Source organism: Rhizohabitans arisaemae (assembly GCF_025996515.1).
Classification (GTDB): domain Bacteria; phylum Actinomycetota; class Actinomycetes; order Streptosporangiales; family Streptosporangiaceae; genus Rhizohabitans; species Rhizohabitans arisaemae.
In genome coordinates this window covers 825,713-842,667 of the sequence record NZ_BLRH01000009.1, presented here as the reverse complement: position 1 = coordinate 842,667, position 16,955 = coordinate 825,713, and the positions used below count along the sequence as shown (strand labels likewise).

Here is a 16,955-nt window from a genome sequence, read left to right as displayed (position 1 = left end):
CGTGGCAGCACCGCAGAACTACCTCGCGGTCATCAAGGTCGTCGGTATCGGCGGCGGCGGCGTCAACGCCGTCAACCGAATGATCGAGGAAGGCCTGAAGGGTGTTGAGTTCATCGCCATCAACACCGACGCCCAGGCCTTGCTGATGAGCGACGCCGACGTCAAGCTCGACGTGGGGCGGGAGCTCACCCGCGGGCTCGGTGCGGGCGCCAACCCCGAGGTCGGGCGGAAGGCCGCCGAGGACCACCGGGAGGAGATCGAGGAGGTCCTCCGCGGGGCCGACATGGTCTTCGTCACCGCGGGTGAAGGCGGCGGGACCGGCACCGGAGGCGCCCCCGTGGTCGCCAACGTCGCGCGTTCGCTCGGCGCGTTGACCATCGGCGTGGTGACCCGGCCGTTCAGCTTCGAGGGACGCCGCCGGGCCAACCAGGCGGAGAAGGGCATCGAGATCCTCCGCGGCGAGGTCGACACCCTCATCGTCATCCCGAACGACCGCCTGCTCTCGATCTCCAACCGACAGGTGAGCGTGCTCGACGCCTTCAAGGCCGCCGACCAGGTCCTGCTCTCCGGTGTGCAGGGGATCACCGACCTCATCACCACGCCCGGCCTGATCAACCTGGACTTCGCCGACGTCAAGTCGGTCATGTCGGGGGCGGGCTCGGCGCTCATGGGCATCGGCTCGGCCCGGGGCGACGACCGTTCGGTGGCCGCCGCCGAGATGGCGATCTCCAGCCCGCTGCTGGAGGCGAGCATCGACGGCGCCAAGGGCGTGCTTCTCTCGATCTCCGGTGGCTCGGACCTCGGCCTGTTCGAGATCAACGAGGCGGCCCAGCTCGTCTCCAACGCCGCTTCGATCGACGCCAACATCATTTTCGGTGCCGTGATCGCCGACGAGCTCGGCGACGAGGTCCGGGTGACCGTGATCGCCGCGGGCTTCGACGAGGACAACGGCAACGAGCGTTCCGACGCCAGGACCGAACCCCAGCCGGCGCAGTCGCAGGCGGTGAGCGCGCCGACTCCGGCGGCCCCCGCCAAGTCGCCCGCCTTCGCCCCGGCCCGCCCGTCGGCCGCCGCGACCCCGCAGGCCAGGACCGAGACGCCGGCCGCCCCGGTGAGTGCGCCGGTGGTCGCCGCCTCCCCGGCCTCCTCGACCCGCCCGCCGGCCACCCCGTCCGCGAGCGCCACCCTGGCCGTCTCGGCGGCCGCGGTGAGCGCGGCTCCGCCTGCCACGGCACCCTCCCTCGCCTCCGCCGCCGGTGCGCCCGCGCCCGGTCAGGCGGCGCCGTCGCCCGCCCCGGTCACGCCGGTCACGCCCGCCTTCGGTGACGGGCAGGCGCGGGAGCGCGACACCTCGCCGGTGCGTGAGGTGGGGCGGGACACGCCCAGGGAACCGCTGCGGGACTCCGCCCGGGAGGGCGGCGTCGCGTCGTCGGCCTTCTCCGGGTTCGGCGGCTCGGATCAGCCCGTCACCTCCACCACGGCTTCGGTGCAGCCGCTCACCCCGCGGGGGGCCGCCGCCCGCCGGAGCCCGGTGGTCTTCGAGGAGGACGACGAGCTGGACGTCCCGGACTTCCTCAAGCCCAACTCCGAGCCGGGCCGATAAGTGGGGCTGGTTTTCCACTTGGGGTGAGGTTTCTCCACCTGGTCCAGGTGGGGGGACCGCGTCCGGATCGGAGGCCGCGACCGTGCACGATAGAGATGTGACTGATCTATCGCGGTATGAGCAGATTGCGGCAAATCTCACAATTGTTGAGAAGCAGATCGTGGAGGCGTGCGCGGCCGCCGGGCGCGACCGGGGTGAGGTGACCTTGATCGCCGTCACCAAGACCTACCCGGCCTCCGACGTCGCGGTGCTCGCCTCGCTCGGGGTCCGCGATGTGGGGGAGAACCGGGACCAGGAGGCCGCGCCCAAGGCGGTGGACTGCGCCGAACTCCCGTTGACCTGGCACTTCATCGGTCAGCTGCAGACGAACAAGGTCCGGTCGGTGGCCCGTTACGCCGATGTGGTCCACTCGGTGGACCGGATCCGGCTGGTCGAGGCGTTGAGCCGGGCCGTGGCGGAGGCCGGCAGGCCGCCGCTGCGGTGTCTGGTTCAGGTGGCCTTGGACGACGATCCCGCGCGGGGCGGTGTGATCCCGTCCGAGGTTCCCCGGCTCGCCGAGGCGGTCGCCGGGACGCACGGGCTGGTGCTGGCGGGCGTGATGGCGGTGGCCCCCCTGGGCGTGGACCCGGCCGGGGCGTTTGCCCGGCTCGCAGAGGTTTCGGCGGCCGTGACCGGGATCGCGCCGGGGGCCGGTGTGATCTCCGCGGGGATGAGCGGGGACCTCCTTCCGGCGATCGCGCACGGTGCGACACATGTAAGGGTCGGTACGGCGTTGCTCGGCCGTAGAAAGCCCTTCGTCAGGTAATGTCCCTTCACATGGGCTCAGCGGCCCATAAGTGGTCGATCAGCGGAGATCCGCTACCGCGAGAGGACGACGGAGGACGGGCACGAATGGCCGGCGCGATGCGCAAGATGGCGCTCTACCTCGGTCTCGTGGTTGACCACGATGAAAAGCCCGAGGATTACGACGACTACGACGACTACGACGAGCACACGACGGTGCACGACCGCGGGGTGCTCAACCCGGTTGACCCAGACGTCGAAACGGAGTCAGTGGTGCCGTCACCCCGTAACGCCGCGGCTGTGATCGAGCGAAGGCAGAGCGATCTGGCCCGGATCACCACGCTGCACCCTCGCACCTACAACGAAGCCCGTACCATCGGGGAGCATTTCCGCGAAGGAACTCCGGTCATCATGAATCTGACCGAAATGGTTGACAGTGATGCAAAGCGGCTCGTTGATTTTGCGGCAGGTCTCATCTTTGGCCTACATGGCAGCATTGAACGTGTTACCAACAAGGTGTTCCTGTTGTCCCCAGCCAATGTCGAGGTGACTGCGGAGGATAAGGCCCGAATCGTGGAACGCGGGTTCTTCAATCAGAGTTAGAGTTCCAGTATGAACAGTGTCCGGCCGCAGATCCGGGAGTGGCGGCGGGGAGAGGGAGGCGGGACGCGACCGTGACGATCATCAAACAGGTCCTGGTCTTCGTCCTCTACATCTACCTGCTGCTTCTCATCGGAAGGATGATTTTCGAAACGGTGCAGGCCTTCGCCCGGTCCTGGCGTCCCGCCGGGGTCGTGTTGGTGATCGCCGAGGCCACCTACACGGTGACCGATCCCCCGCTGAAATTCCTCCGCCGTTTCATTCCGAACCTGCGGTTGGGTACGGTGGCTCTCGACCTGAGCTTCACCTTCCTGTTCATATTGGTCTGGTTCATGATCCAATTCGTGTCCAACGCGCTCTAATCTGATCGGGTACCGTTCTTCCGGACAGACTCCCAGCGCGCCAAGGAGACCAGCATGCCGCTGACCCCCGCCGATGTGCGGAACAAGCAGTTCAGTACGACCCGGCTAAGGCCGGGTTACGACGAGGAGGAGGTGGACGCCTTCCTCGACGAGGTCGAGGCCGAGCTGGACCGCCTCATTCAGGAGAACGAGGAGCTCCGCGCCAAACTGGCCGAGTGCCTCCGGGGCAAGGTGCCCGGGAACATGGCGGCGATGTCGTCGGCCCCGGTCATCGAGTCCAAGGCGGAGATGCCCGAGCCGATGAAGGCGCCCGACCCCATCCGCCCCCCCGAGCCGGTCGCCCCGCAGCCCATGCCCGTCGGCATGGGGATGCCCCCCGCCGAAGACAACATGGACACCGCGGCCCGGGTGCTCGCCCTCGCGCAGCAGACCGCGGACCAGGCCATCGCGGACGCCCGGCGCGAGGCGGACGAGACGGTCACCCGTGCCCGTCGTGAGGCCGACGACATCCTCGGCAAGGCGCGCCGCCAGGCCGAGCAGATCATCGGTGACGCACGCGGCCGGGCGGAGACCCTGGAACGCGACGCGCAGGAGCGGCACCGCCAGGCCATGGGCTCCCTGGTGCAGAACCGCGAGCAGCTTGAGCGCGAGGTGGAGAACCTGCGCTCCTTCGAGCGGGAATACCGCAGCCGGCTCAAGTCCTACTTCGAGATCCAGTTGCGGGAGCTGGACGCCGCGTCGGCCGACAGCGGTGCCTTCCCCGCGCTGGGCGCCACGATGAAGGGCGGACCGCAGATGGTGCACGCGGACGCACGGGTCGGGCAGCAGCCGGTCACCGGGCCGAACCCGTTCGTCATCGAGCCCGCGCAGCACACCGGCGCCTTCCAGACGGTGGACGTGCCGCCCCACGAAGGCCGGTAGGGTAACGGGTCATTGGTCACATCGCCATAGACCTATGTCTCGGAGCCTCCCGTGATCATTATTAGCGCAGTGTTGGTGTTCGTCGCGATCGGCCTGCTGATCGCCGGTGTCCTGATCACCATGCCGGTCCTGGTGACGATCTCGATCTGGGTGAGCGTGCTCTCCCTGATCTCCCTGCTCATCGGGGTGATCCTGCGACGGCATGAGTTGTTCGGCAGCGGCGCCCAGACGGCCGTTCCCTCGATGCCGGCGTTCCCGACGCTCCCGGCGCAGCCCTTGGGTGCACCGGTGCAGCCGGCTCCGGTCGTGGCACCGGGAGTGCCGAGCCAGGCGTCCGCCGCCGCGGCTCCGGTGCACACGGTGCCGCTGCAGGCGCCCCAGGCGTCCGGACCGGCGGTCACCGCGCCACCGCCCGATCTCGTGGCGCCGGCCTCACCGGCCTTGGCCGGTCCGGCCGTCCGGGAGTCCGGCCATTCCCTCTCCCCCGACGCCATCGTCCTGGTCATCCCGGGGCGGAAGCGCTATCACCTTCGGGGGTGCAGGCAGGTGGTCGGGCGAGATCACGAGGAGCTCACCCACGAGGAAGCGCGCGAAGAGGGTTTCAGCGCCTGCACGACCTGTCTTCCCGACTCCTCTGCGGTGTCCCCGGTGTCACGCCGTACCGTCGCTCCGGACACCGAGTCAACGTCGAACCCACCGGGAGCGCTCTCCGCCGAAGGCGGCCCGGCGACGGACTACGTCGTCGAAGCCGTCGTCGTGGAGGACCGCCCGGCCGACGTCACGGTTTCGCGGCCACCGATCAAGCCGGTGTCGCCCACCGTGCCCGCGCCGGTGACCCAGCCTCTCGCCGTACCACGGCCGTCGGCTCCACCCACGGCCGGCGAAGCCGAGGATTCCGCCTCGCGGGCCCCGGAGGACACGGAGAAGGGGGGGACGACGAGGTCCCCCGCCGAGCAGAGGGTCGTCGTGGCCGGGAAATCGGCCTCGGACGAGACCGTCGCCGTCGTCAAACACAAAGAAGCGGACTCCGGAACGACCGGAGCACCCGAACCTGAGACTTCTGGGGGGAAGCGGGTTTCGGGGGGGAAGAGCAGAGAGGACCGGGACGACCGCGAGGTCGTCAAGGTCATCATCGGGACACGGCGTTTCCACAGTTCCGACTGTCCCTTGATCAAGGGCGCCGACGAATCCGGCATTGAGGCGATGTCGCCGCAGGCCGCCGAGGAGGCCGGGCTCACCCACTGCACGGTCTGCCAGAACGACCGGCAGACCGTGAGTTGAGTGGGACCGCTCCGGCGGCGGGCCGTCAGTAGGCCCGTCGCAGGTGGAAGGTGAGTCCGAGATCACCGTCGCTGAATCTGTGGAGATCCGCTGACACCGGGTCTCCCTCAGTGAAGGAGACGGCGAGCACCTCCTCGGAGATCGCCGCACCACCCGACCGCAGCGCCGCCGTCAGGTCCGCCCCGTCGGCGGTCCACCACACCTCGATGCGGTCGGAGATCGACAGGCCGCTCGACTTCCTGGCGTCCTGAACCAGCCGGATGACGTCCCGGGTGAGCCCCGCCCGCCGCAGTTCGTCGGTGAGGGTGAGGTCGAGGGCGACCGTCTCACCGCCACCCGCCTCGGTGGCCCCCGTCTCCACCGCCCAGCCGCTCAGCGGCTGCTCGGTCACGATGAGGTCGTCCGGCCCGAGCTCCACCGTCCCGGCCGACTCCGTCGCCACCGACACCGTGCCGGTCGCGCGCAACCCGGCGGCGAGGGCGGCGGCGTCCGCGCCGGTGATCGCCGCGGCGACGTCCTTGGTGTTCGACCCGAACCGCCGGCCCAGGGCGCGGAAGTTGGGCTTCACCGTGACGGACACCAGGTCGGCGGAGACCCCGGAGAGGTCCTCGAGCGCGACCACGTTGAGCTCGTCGGCGACGAGCTCGCGGAGCGACTCCGGCAGATCCGGCCAGCCCGGGGCGCCGATGAGGGCGCGGCCCAGCGGCTGCCGCGTCTTGACCCCCGAGGAGGCCCGGGCCGAACGGCCGAGCTCCACCAGACGCCGGACCAGGGCCATCCGCCGGGACAGCTCGGGGTCGAGCAGCGTCTCGTCCACCGTCGGCCAGGACGCCAGATGCACCGAGGCCGGCGCCTCGGGGGAGCGGAGGACGTCCCAGAGGTAGTCGGTGAGGAAGGGCACGAGCGGGGCCATCAGCCGGATCACCGTCTCCAGGCACTCGTACAGCGTCGCGAGCGCGGCGCCGTCGCCCTCCCAGAAGCGGCGCCGTGAGCGCCGGACGTACCAGTTGGACAGGTCGTCCAGGAACTCGGCCAGTCGGCGCCCGGCCCGGGTGCTGTCGAACGTCTCCAGCGCGTCGGTCACCTCACCGACCGTGCGATGCAGCTCGGCCAGGATCCAGCGGTCGATGAGCCGCCGGCCGGCGCGGCCGGGCGCCTCGTCGAGCGCGGCCGGGGTCCATGGGGTGGCGTTGGCGTACAAGGTGAAGAACGACGTGGTGTTCCACAGGGTGAGCAGGATCTTGCGGACCACCTCCTCCATCGCGCCGTGGCCGACCCGGCGCGCCGCCCACGGGGATCCGCTGCACGCCATGAACCAGCGGACCGCGTCCGCGCCGTGCTGATCCATCAGTGGGATCGGCTGCAGCACGTTGCCCAGGTGCTTGCTCATCTTCCGGCCGTCCTCGGCGAGGATCAGCCCGAGGCACAGGACGTTCTCGTAGGAGGACCTGTCGAAGACGAGGGTGCCCACCGCCATCAGCGAGTAGAACCAGCCCCGGGTCTGGTCGGTCGCCTCGCAGATGTACTGCGCCGGGTAGGCCCGGTCGAACTCCTCCCGGTTCCGGTGCGGGGCACCCCACTGGGCGAACGGCATGGCGCCCGAGTCGTACCAGGCGTCGATCACCTCGGGTACGCGCCGGGCCTGCTCCCCGCAGTCGGGGCAGGGCAGGACGACGTCGTCGACGTACGGCCGGTGCGGGTCGAGCCCGGAGAGCTCCCTGCCGGACAGTTCCGACAGCTCGGCCAGCGACCCGACGGCGGTGACGTGGTCGGCGGGGCAGACCCACAATGGGAGCGGCGTCCCCCAGTACCGGGCGCGGGAGAGCGCCCAGTCCACGTTGTTCCGGAGCCACTCGCCGTACCGGCCCTCCTTGACGTGGGCGGGGTACCAGTTGGTCCGCTCGTTCTCCGCCAGGAGCCGGTCCTTGATCTGAGTGGTCCGGATGTACCAGGAGGGGAGCGCGTAGTAGATCAGCGCGGTGTGGCAGCGCCAGCAGTGCGGGTAGGAGTGCTCGTAGGCGAGCGAACGGAACAGGACGCCGCGGTCGCGGAGCTCCTCCACCAGGCGGGCGTCCGCGTCCCGGAAGAAGACCCCGCCCACCAGCGCGGTCTCGGGCCGGAACCGGCCGTCGGGACCGATCGGGTTGACCACGGGCAGCCCGTACCGCTTGCACGTGGCGAGGTCGTCGGCGCCGAAGGCGGGTGCCATGTGCACCAGGCCGGTGCCGTCCTCGACCGTGACGAAGTCCGCCAGGACCACCCGGTGCGCCGCCGAGCCCTCGGGGAATTCGACGAGGTCGAGGGGGCGCGCGTAGGGGGTCCCCTCCAGGTCCCGGCCGAGGATGCGGTCCCGGACGGTCCAGCCTTCCCCGAGGACCTTGTCCACGAGCGGCTCGGCCACTAGGACGGGGGTCTCGTCGTCACGCTCGGCGATCACGTAGACGACGTCGGGGTGCACGGCGACGGCCGTGTTGGAGACGAGCGTCCACGGTGTGGTGGTCCAGACGAGGAGGTCGGCGCCGAGCGACGCGGCGGGCATCCGGACGTACACCGACGGGTCGACGACGGTCTCGTACCCGCCGGGCTGGCCGAGTTCGTGGTCGGACAGGCCGGTGCCGCAGCGCGGGCAGTACGGCGTGATGCGGTGGTCCCGGAAGAGGAGCCCTTTGTCCCAGACCTGCTTGAGCGACCACCACACCGACTCGACGTAGGAGGCGTCCATGGTGCGGTAGGCCTGGGAGAGGTCGACCCAGTAGCCCATCCGCTCGGTGAGCTCCGTGAACGCGTCGACGTGGCGGAGCACCGACTCCCGGCAGCGGGCGTTGAACTCCGCGACGCCGTACGCCTCGATGTCCTTCTTGCCGGAGAGGCCGAGTTCCTTCTCCACGGCGACCTCGACGGGCAGGCCGTGGCAGTCCCAGCCCGCCTTGCGGGGGACGTGGTAGCCGCGCATCGACTTGTAGCGGGGGAAGACGTCCTTGAACACCCGGGCCTCGATGTGGTGGACGCCGGGCATGCCGTTGGCGGTGGGCGGGCCCTCGTAGAAGACCCAGGTGGGGCCACCCGCATTCTGTTCAAGCGAGCGTTCGAAGACTTTGCCGTCGCGCCAGCGGTCGAGCACCTCGCGTTCGACCGCAGGCAGGTCTACCTGCGCGGGGAGCGGGCGAAAATAACCTGACATCGGGTGGACCTCCAGGGACGTTTCCGCGGACCCGGAGGGACGAGGCGCGCACGCCCCGCGGTACCACCCTCCTTGACCACGCGTTCGGACGTGGTCCTCTCGTTGTGTTTCGCCGCAGCCGGTTCTACTGGGTTTCAGGCCGTTCCTCCGGCGGCTCCGGGGTGATGTTCCTTCCGTGCACGTCCCCGGGCTCGCACCAACCCCGGTTCGCTTCGCACGTGGCCTCGGAAGTACTCGTCCCCATCGACGCCTTGCGGTCTTGCGGTGAACCATAACGCAGGACCGGGGCGAATGCTTCCCCTTAACCAGGGGACATGCCAGGCGATGTCCGGACGCGCACCCCGGATTCCGGTACGGGCAGGGGCGGAAAACCCCGGCCCGGGGGTGGGCGGGAGATTGCCGGAAACGAACGAGAGCTTTATCGACGCCGCGGTGGGGACCGGGATGAGACACGCGAGAAACGGGCAGGTCATTTGCTGCCCGGGCATCGGCGACCTAAGCTGCCCGCAGTCTCTCATCGCCGGGTACTTTCACCCGTCTGATCAGCCAGGAGGCCAAGATGGCCGGTATTTCCCCGGTGACCACGGACTGGTCGCAGAAGGAGCTCACCGCTGTGCGGGAGCGCCTTGTCAGAGAGATCGAGGAGCTGCGCCGCGACATCATCCGCGCGGAACTCGAGATCGCCTCCGGGGACAGCAGCGAGGGCGCGGGGGACGACCAGGCCGACGCGGGCGCCAAGACCTACGAGCGCGAACACGAGATCTCGCTCGCCCTCAACGCGCGGGATATGCTGGCACAGAACGAGCGGGCCATCGCCCGGATCGACACGGGCACGTACGGGATCTGCGAGTCGTGCGGCAAGCCCATCGGCAAAGAGCGCCTGCAGGCGTTTCCCAGGGCCACCCTGTGCGTCTCCTGCAAGCAGCGGGAGGAGCGTCGCTGAACACCGGTGAAGCCGCGAGGGCGGACGGAACGGAGATCAAGGAGAACGCCGGCGGGCCGGCGAAGCCGGTGGGCGGACGGCGGATCGCCGTACTCGCGGCCGTGGCCGTGACGGCGTACCTCCTCGATCTGGTGACGAAGATCATCACGGTTCGGCTGCTTGAGGGGCGGGAACCGATCGAGCTCCTCGGCGGGCTGCTCACCCTGCGGGTGATCCGCAACCCCGGTGCGGCCTTCAGCATCGGCACCGGGCTGACCCTCGTGCTCAGCCTGATCGCGATAGGCGTGGTGATCGCCATCGTGCGGACCGCCCGCCGCCTCCGAAGCACCCCCTGGGCGATCAGCCTCGGCCTCCTGCTCGGCGGGGCGCTCGGCAACCTCACCGACCGGATCTTCCGCGCGCCGGGCCCGCTGGAAGGGCACGTCGTCGACTGGATCGAACTCCCGAACTGGCCCGTGTTCAACGTCGCCGACTCGGCCATCGTCTGCGGCGGGATCCTCGCCGTCGTCCTCGCCTGGCGGGGCGTCCAGCTCGACGGGACCCGGGAGACCCGCACCACCTCGCGCCGGAACGAGAACCCCCATGAGTGAACAGCGGTCCCTGCCCCTTCCCGACGGCCTGGAAGGCGAACGGCTGGACGCGGCGCTCGCGCGCCTCTTCGGCTTCTCCCGGACCCGCGCCGCCGAACTCATCGCCTCCGGCGACGTCCTCGTCGACGGCACCTCGGCGCTCAAATCCGACCGGGTCTCCGCCGGGGCCTGGCTTGAGGTGACCCTGCCGCCGCCCGTCTCGGCGCCGGTACCGGTGGCCGAGCCCGTTCCCGGGATGGGGATCCTCTACGAGGACGACGACATCGTCGTCGTCGACAAGCCGATCGGGGTCGCCGCCCACCCGACCGTCGGCTGGACCGGGCCCACCGTCCTCGGCGGCCTGCTCGGCGCCGGTCACCGTGTCGCGACCAGCGGCTCCGCCGAGCGGCAGGGCATCGTGCACCGGCTCGACGCCAACACCACCGGGGTGATGGTGGTCGCCAAGAGCGAGGCGGCCTACAGCAGGCTCAAGCGGGCCTTCAAGGAACGCCGGGTGGACAAGGTCTACCACGCGCTCGTACAGGGGCACCCCGATCCGCTGCGCGGGACCATCGACGCCCCCATCGACCGGCACCCGTCCGGCGACGGACGGTTCGCCGTCGTCGCCGGAGGCAAGCCCTCGGTCACCCACTACGACACGATCGAGGCGTTCCGGGCGGCCTCTTTGCTGGAGATCGGCCTGGAGACCGGGCGCACCCACCAGATCCGGGTGCACATGTCGGCGGTACGGCGGCCGTGCGTCGGCGACCTGCTGTACGGGGCCGACCCGAGCCTGGCCGCCCGGCTCGGGGTGACCCGCCAGTGGCTGCACGCCGTCCGTCTCGGCTTCGAACACCCCGCGACCGGCGAACCCGTCGAGTTCCAGAGCGAGTACCCCGAAGACCTCGCCCGAGCCCTCAAACTGGTCCGCGCCGAATCCTAGAAGCGGGTCAGGCGACCCTCCCCGGGTCGGGGGCGGCCAGCTCGCCGCCGTGCTCGCTCTCGCCGTCGACGGGCGGGTCTTCGGTGGCGCCGCCGCTGCCCGGGTGGTTGGGATCGGGGGTCGTCGAAGGAGCGGGGGTCTCCGTCGGCTCCTGGCTCGGGGTGCTCGACGGCTCGGGGGTGGGCTCCGCCGACGGGGTCGGCGTGGGACGCGGCTGCTCGGGCTCCCGGGTGCGCCAGGTGGGTTCGATCGGCGGAGGGACGTCCACCGACGGAGGCGGCGGAGGCACCTCGGCCGTCGGCTCCTCCTCGGTTTCGGTCACCGAGGGGGTCACGGCGGGCACCGGCGGGCGGGGGGTGGCGACGCCGGTGTCGCGGGTGGCCATCCAGGCGCCCACCCCGAGGATCACCGCCACCAGGGTCACGGCCGAGGCGACCAGGAACAGGTGCACGCGGGACAGCCCGGTCCCGCTTTCCGGGCGGGCGGCGGGCGCCGTACCGGTGTGCGGGATGGCGGCGGCCCACACCGCGCCGGTGGAGACGGGGCTCCCGGCGGGCGGGACGGCGGCCACCGGCCGTACCGGATCCAGGTCGAGGGCGGTCACCGGGTCCGGGGCGGTCGGCTCCGGCCGGGGGTTCTCGGCGGTCTTGGGGATGTGACCGTCGGCGGGGGCCTCGGCGGCGATGCGCTCCAGCATGAGCCGGACCTGGTCGGGGGGGAGCCGTTCGGCGGGTTCCTTGCGGAGCAGCCCGAGCAGGACGTCGGTGAGGGCGCCGGCCCTGGTGATGGGCTCGGGAGGGTCGTGGATGACCGAGGCCATGGTGGGGATGGCCGAGCCGCGTTCGAACGGCGGGCGGCCTTCCACCGCGGCGTACAGGGTGGCGCCGAGCGACCACAGGTCGGATTCGGGTTTGGCCTGGCCGCCCAGCGCCCGTTCCGGGGCGATGTAGGAGGGCGTGCCGACGAGTGTCCCGGTCCGGGTGACCGAGGGGTCGCCCTCGAGGGTGGCGATGCCGAAGTCGGTGAGGACGACCCGCCCGTCGTCGGCGATGAGGACGTTGCTCGGTTTGACGTCCCGGTGGAGCACCCCGAGGGTGTGCGCGGTGCGCAGCGCCGACAGGAGGGTCAGTCCGATCTGCGCCACCCGCCAAGGGGGGAGCGGCCCGTCCTGGCGGGTCACCTCGGCCAGGCTGCGCGACGGGATGAGGGCGAGCACGATCCAGGGCCGCCCGTCCTCCTCGACCATGTCGAAGACGGCGGCGACCGCGTGGTGGCTGACCCGGCCGGCCGCGCGGGCCTCCCGGATCGTGCGCTGGGTGAAGACCTCGCGTTCGGCGTCACTGAGCTCCCGGGGGAGGATGACCTCCTTGACGGCGACGTCACGTCCGAGAAGCTCGTCGACGGCACGCCAGACGGTGCCCATCCCGCCCCGGCCGAGCGGTTCGACGAGCCGGTAGCGCCCGGCGAGTAGGCGCTGCTGGGTCATGCGCTATCCACCTGTTCCTATGAGGCGCAGCCCGGCGGCGACGGCTGCGGCGACGGCGAGGACGACGAGAAACGGAGCCCGGAGGACCAAGGCGAGAACGGCCGCGCCCAGGCCCGCCAGCCGCGGGACGTCCAGGTGGAGCGCCTGGCCGTGGGTGAACGTCTGTACGGCGATCAGCGCGGCGAGAAGCGCCACCGGGACGAGATTGGCGAAACGCTGTACCTCGGGGTGGTCCAGGATCCGTTGTGGTGCTGCCAAACCCGCATATTTCAGTAAATAGCATCCTAGACAGGTGGCGATAACGGCGGGCCATAAGGTCACTGGATCACTTCTCCGTGGCGCGGTCGCTTCGGGGGCGCAGAGTGACGACGAGTACGGCCGACGCGGCGAGGAGCACCGGAACCCCGGGAGGGAGGAACGACGCCGTCGCCACGGCCGTCACCGCACCCAGTACCGCGATCAGCCTCACCTGTCCGGACTCCTTTAAACGCGGCCACAGCAGCGCCAGGAACGTGGCGGGCCCCACCACGTCCAGCCCGAGCGCCGCCGGATCGGCCACGAGCTCGGTGCCCGCGGCACCGATCAACGTGGTGAGGTTCCAGCACAGATAGAGGGAGACGAAGGTCGCGGTGAAGGCGGTTCTGGCCGCTTCGGGCGAAGGCTGGGCGAGGGCGACCGCGGTCGTCTCGTCGATCACGCCCTGCGCGGCGAGACCCCGCCTGGCCCCGCGCACCCCGAGCAGTCCGGCCAGACGGAGTCCGTACAGGGTGTTCCGCCCACCGAGCAGCAGGGCGCCCGCGGTGCCGGCGACCAGGTTGCCGCCGCCCGCCACCACCCCGATGAGCGCGAACTGCGAGGCGCCGGTGAACGCGAACAGACTGAGCGCGCAGGCTTGCAGCACGTCGAGTCCGGCGGTCACGGCGGCGGCGCCGAACGCCACCCCGGACACCCCTACGGCGATCCCCACGCCGAGGCCGTCTCGAACAGGTGCTTTCATGTCGAACGACTTTACGGGCATCCGGATACCCCCGATGACAGCGGTCCGACACCGGCCATCCGATCCCAGGGGCGGCATACCCGGTAGTTGGGGGCCAGGTACCTCATGTATGGGGGTACCTGAAGCGCTGAGGGTGACGTAATTTACATCCAGAGCAAAGGTGGTTACGCGGGGTAGATGAATTTCATCATGGGGGAGGAGCAGGGGATGGGTTCCCCCGAACCGATGGTGGAGAACCCCCTCCACGTCAACCTGATCCGGCTTCGGGCCCGGCTCGTCGAGGAAGCGGAGACGTTGCGCGGGGCTCTCGGCAAGGCCGAATCGGACATGGGCGGGGGACAGGTCTGGGTCGGCCCGTCGGCCGACCGGTGGAAGGACGAACTCGGCGGCCGGCGGGCTCAGCTGAAGCGGGCGGTGGAACGGCTCCTCGGCGATGTGGACGAAGCCCTGGCCCGGCATCCGGCCATGGTCCCGGCCCACCAAGCCGAACTGATCCGCCGGCGCCTCTCCGGGCGGATGGGCTGACCGTGGCGCCCCTTCCGGCCGGGTTCCGCGGCGTCAACCCCGATCGACTCGCGCCCATGATCGAATCCGTGGAACGGGACGGCCGCACCCTGCGCGGATTCGCCGGTGAGTATCGGCGCCTCTTCGCCGGCTACGAGGTCGCCACCGGCGCGCTCACCGAGCTGGATCGGATCGGCGGCTGGGCGGAGGACCAGCTCCCGTCGCTCCGCCGCAGGCACACCCTCTCCCTCGCCGCCGCGAGGATCGGGGACACCCCGTTCACCGCCGTCACCGAGAAGATCCTCACCCTGGGTGAGGCCCGCGAACACGGCCGGGCCCTCGGCCTCGTCCACAACCAGATCTTCCGCGAGTTCTCCGGCGATTTCCAGGCCGAGGCGATCCACCGATGGTCCGAGAAGATCGCCGGACTCGCCAAGGATCCGGACGCCGCCGCGGCCTTCTACACCGCGCTCGATCCCCAGATCCGCGACGTGCTCCCCGCGTTGATCGCCGACTCAGGAAGCAGGACGGCCAAAGGCGACCTCGAACGTCTCGGACGGGCCCTCGGCGCCGCACTCCGCTCCGGCAGCCGACCGCCCGGATTCGACCGCGTCAAACAGGACTTCCTCCGCCCCACCAACCGGGTCACCGCGTGGAACCGGCTCGCGCTGCTCCGCTCCGCCGGCGCCCCCACCGCCTTCCGCAGCGAAGCGGCCCGCGCGCTGGCCTTGGACGGATTCGCCCGCGCGCCCCGCGGCGATCAACGCGGCGCCGGCCGGGCCCAGCTCCGGGCCTTCGGCTACCCGGGCGACACCGTCGCGCTCGCCTTCGACGTGCTCGCCGGAGACGGAGCCGCCGTACGCGACGCGTTCGCCAAGATGGGCGGGCCGTCGAGCCGCCTCGGCCGGATCGAGAAGATGAAGCTCGTCCTCGACCACGCCGGACGACCCGGAAACGAGAGACTGGCCGAGTCCTTCGGCCGGGCGGCCGAATCGGGCGCGGAGGCCGGGACGGAACGGCCCGGCAAGCACAGCCGGGAGGCGGCGGCCTTCACCTTCGACCTCATCCGGGTCGCCTCCGGATTCCGGGAGAACCTGCCCGCGGGGGCGAGACCGTCTATGGCGCGGATCGGCGCCTCCTACGTGCACGAACTCGTCAGCGGCGGCCGATTCGACAAAGCAGCGCTCCGAGAGTCGGGAATGACGCGACCCCCGCACTGGGAGGACGCCCCCGGGGTGACCCCCGCGTTCTTCCTCAGCCCCAAGGACACCTACGGCTTCCTCCGCACCTTCGCCGGAGACGAACGCCTGACCGAGGAGTTCGACGAATCCCTTGGGTCGTTCCGGCAGGAGGCACTCATGGCGGCGGCACGCAGGGATGCGCAGCAGGGCGGATTGACCAAGCAGTTCCGCGGCGCGAACATCATGTTCGGCGATTTCGGTGGGCTTCAATTCCTGGCAGAGGTGGAAGTCCGCGGGCAGCAGGACGCCACGGAGGCCCTGGTCAGAAACTTCCTCAAGAACACTGCAGGGCTCGGACTGGAGATTGGCTTCAAACATCCGGCCGCGCAGGTCGCATGGACATTGACCAAGGCATATGGTGCCAGCGCCGTCCTCGACGACTGGGCGGGTGACTTCGAAAAGCGCGTGGAGAAGGTGACCGAAGCTCGGGTTGCGTGGTCGGTGCGGATGAAATATGACCTCGCGCAGATTCTGCATCAGGCGGGATTCCCAGCGACCCCTCCACCAGCGGAACTGGTAGACAAGAGAACAGGTGGATTAAAGAGTTACGATCAGTTTGTTGCCGAGGCCAAAGTAGACGCCAGTACTGGAACCAGAAGCTGGGACCAGGTTCTTCTCAGCAAGCTGGCTCCCTACGAGGAGTGGCTTGATGCCAATGAGATATTCGATGAGAAGGTTGAAAGCGGCTCGCGACTAAGAACAAGTGATTATGCTAAAAATCTGATCAGGAAATCCAGCTAATCTTTGCCGTTCTAGTGTTGAAGGCAGAGTGTCTCTGCTCGCAGTCGGTAGGCTGGTGAACCTGGTCGAACGGCCACATTGACAGTGATACCCAGCTCCTTCTTGTCGGCACGGATATCGCGGCCGTCCAGCCTTTCCAGCTGGTTCATATCGTAAGTCACCTCATAGCCAAACAATGCCAGTGTGCTTTCCATGATGCGCTGGGCTCCATATAGATCATTCGGCGTCAGTGGTGTGCCACCGTCCTCCGCCGTCGCGGCGAAGACTCTCTTGAATCGACCGTCTCCGCAGGGGATGTCCCGATCGGGTTGCTCGACGACCTTGAATGCGGCCAGCTCGTTCTTGAACACGTCGTCGGTTTCGAATCGCCGGAGGTCCTTCTGGAGTTCCGCCGCCGCTTCATCCAGGGTGGGTCCGCTCGTGCAGGCCGCCACAAGGGCGACAAGGGTGAGCGCCGCGAGCAACCGCCGCATGGGTACCTCCGCTGCGTGTGCCGATCGCCACAGGAGAACCCTGGAGTGCACGATCCGCCGGATGACTACCGTGAACCCGTCAATCCTCTCGTTCCCGGCGGGGAATGTCATCGCTTTGCGCGGGACCGCCGGGACGGCGGGTGGAGGGTAGCGTCGCATCCCGGGTAGAGTGACCGATGTGTATCGCTCTTTCACGTTTATCGGGCCGGCTCTGGGTGAGCCGGTCGTGACCTGATCGAGCGACCACCCAGAGCCGGCGTGGAAGGCAGAGGCGTATCGCCTCTGCCTTCTGTCTTTTCCCCGCCGGCTCGCGTGGGCCGGCCTGTC

General features: G+C 69.6%; 16 protein-coding genes. 11 read left to right on the top strand and 5 right to left on the bottom strand.

Annotated features, from left to right (window positions below):
- Position 1 precedes the first annotated feature (1 nt).
- The 6 genes from ftsZ to RUR_RS04545 all read left to right on the top strand — a co-directional run bounded on the left by ftsZ (position 2) and on the right by RUR_RS04545 (position 5,550).
- A complete protein-coding gene (gene ftsZ / locus RUR_RS04570) occupies positions 2-1,603 on the top strand; it encodes a cell division protein FtsZ (RefSeq protein ID WP_283133578.1) in 1,602 nt (533 codons plus the stop codon).
- Positions 1,604-1,700: 97 nt separating this feature from the next.
- Positions 1,701-2,408: a YggS family pyridoxal phosphate-dependent enzyme gene (locus RUR_RS04565; RefSeq protein WP_283133577.1), complete on the top strand. Its 708-nt coding sequence runs from the start codon at positions 1,701-1,703 to the stop codon at positions 2,406-2,408.
- A gap of 86 nt (positions 2,409-2,494) precedes the next feature.
- Positions 2,495-2,989, top strand: a complete 495-nt coding sequence (locus RUR_RS04560; protein ID WP_283133576.1) for a cell division protein SepF — start codon at positions 2,495-2,497, stop codon at positions 2,987-2,989.
- Positions 2,990-3,060: 71 nt separating this feature from the next.
- Positions 3,061-3,348, top strand: a complete 288-nt coding sequence (locus RUR_RS04555; protein ID WP_283133575.1) for a YggT family protein — start codon at positions 3,061-3,063, stop codon at positions 3,346-3,348.
- Positions 3,349-3,402: 54 nt separating this feature from the next.
- A complete protein-coding gene (locus tag RUR_RS04550) occupies positions 3,403-4,269 on the top strand; it encodes a DivIVA domain-containing protein (RefSeq protein WP_283133574.1) in 867 nt (288 codons plus the stop codon).
- 69 nt (positions 4,270-4,338) lie between these two features.
- Positions 4,339-5,550, top strand: a complete 1,212-nt coding sequence (locus RUR_RS04545; protein WP_283133573.1) for a hypothetical protein — start codon at positions 4,339-4,341, stop codon at positions 5,548-5,550.
- 25 nt (positions 5,551-5,575) lie between these two features.
- On the opposite strand, the gene ileS is transcribed toward RUR_RS04545, so the two are convergent.
- Positions 5,576-8,731, bottom strand: coding sequence for an isoleucine--tRNA ligase (gene ileS, locus RUR_RS04540; RefSeq protein ID WP_283133572.1), 3,156 nt, complete (start codon positions 8,729-8,731; stop codon positions 5,576-5,578).
- A 559-nt stretch (positions 8,732-9,290) separates the two neighbouring features.
- On the opposite strand from ileS, the gene RUR_RS04535 reads away from it, so the two are divergent.
- The 3 genes from RUR_RS04535 to RUR_RS04525 are packed head-to-tail and all read left to right on the top strand — an operon-like array spanning position 9,291 to position 11,186.
- Positions 9,291-9,674 (top strand): TraR/DksA family transcriptional regulator, encoded by a 384-nt coding sequence (locus tag RUR_RS04535; RefSeq protein ID WP_283133571.1) that lies wholly within the window; start codon positions 9,291-9,293, stop codon positions 9,672-9,674.
- Entirely contained in the window at positions 9,638-10,264 is a 627-nt protein-coding gene (lspA, locus tag RUR_RS04530) for a signal peptidase II (RefSeq protein ID WP_428846963.1), read from the top strand. The genes RUR_RS04535 and lspA overlap by 37 nt, the downstream gene beginning before the upstream one ends.
- Complete coding sequence (locus RUR_RS04525; RefSeq protein ID WP_283133570.1) at positions 10,257-11,186, top strand: RluA family pseudouridine synthase; 930 nt, start codon at positions 10,257-10,259, stop codon at positions 11,184-11,186. The genes lspA and RUR_RS04525 overlap by 8 nt, the downstream gene beginning before the upstream one ends.
- 7 nt (positions 11,187-11,193) lie before the next feature.
- On the opposite strand, the gene RUR_RS04520 is transcribed toward RUR_RS04525, so the two are convergent.
- Genes RUR_RS04520 through RUR_RS04510 form a run of 3 tightly spaced genes read right to left on the bottom strand, consistent with a single transcriptional unit; the run spans position 11,194 to position 13,669 of the window.
- A complete protein-coding gene (locus RUR_RS04520) occupies positions 11,194-12,672 on the bottom strand; it encodes a serine/threonine-protein kinase (protein ID WP_283133569.1) in 1,479 nt (492 codons plus the stop codon).
- Positions 12,673-12,675: 3 nt separating this feature from the next.
- Positions 12,676-12,993, bottom strand: coding sequence for an AzlD domain-containing protein (locus RUR_RS04515; protein ID WP_283133568.1), 318 nt, complete (start codon positions 12,991-12,993; stop codon positions 12,676-12,678).
- A gap of 4 nt (positions 12,994-12,997) precedes the next feature.
- Complete coding sequence (locus tag RUR_RS04510) at positions 12,998-13,669, bottom strand: AzlC family ABC transporter permease (protein ID WP_283133567.1); 672 nt, start codon at positions 13,667-13,669, stop codon at positions 12,998-13,000.
- Between the two features lie 177 nt (positions 13,670-13,846).
- On the opposite strand from RUR_RS04510, the gene RUR_RS04505 reads away from it, so the two are divergent.
- Positions 13,847-14,194 carry a hypothetical protein gene (locus RUR_RS04505; RefSeq protein ID WP_283133566.1) on the top strand — a complete coding sequence of 116 codons (348 nt, stop codon included), beginning with the start codon at positions 13,847-13,849 and terminating at the stop codon, positions 14,192-14,194.
- Positions 14,195-14,250: 56 nt separating this feature from the next.
- Positions 14,251-16,155, top strand: coding sequence for a hypothetical protein (locus RUR_RS04500; RefSeq protein WP_283133565.1), 1,905 nt, complete (start codon positions 14,251-14,253; stop codon positions 16,153-16,155).
- Positions 16,156-16,166: 11 nt separating this feature from the next.
- Here RUR_RS04500 and RUR_RS04495 read toward each other — a convergent pair whose 3' ends face one another.
- On the bottom strand, positions 16,167-16,787 hold the full coding sequence (locus tag RUR_RS04495; protein ID WP_283133564.1) for a hypothetical protein: 621 nt from the start codon (positions 16,785-16,787) through the stop codon (positions 16,167-16,169).
- Between the last annotated feature and the right edge of the window lie 168 nt (positions 16,788-16,955).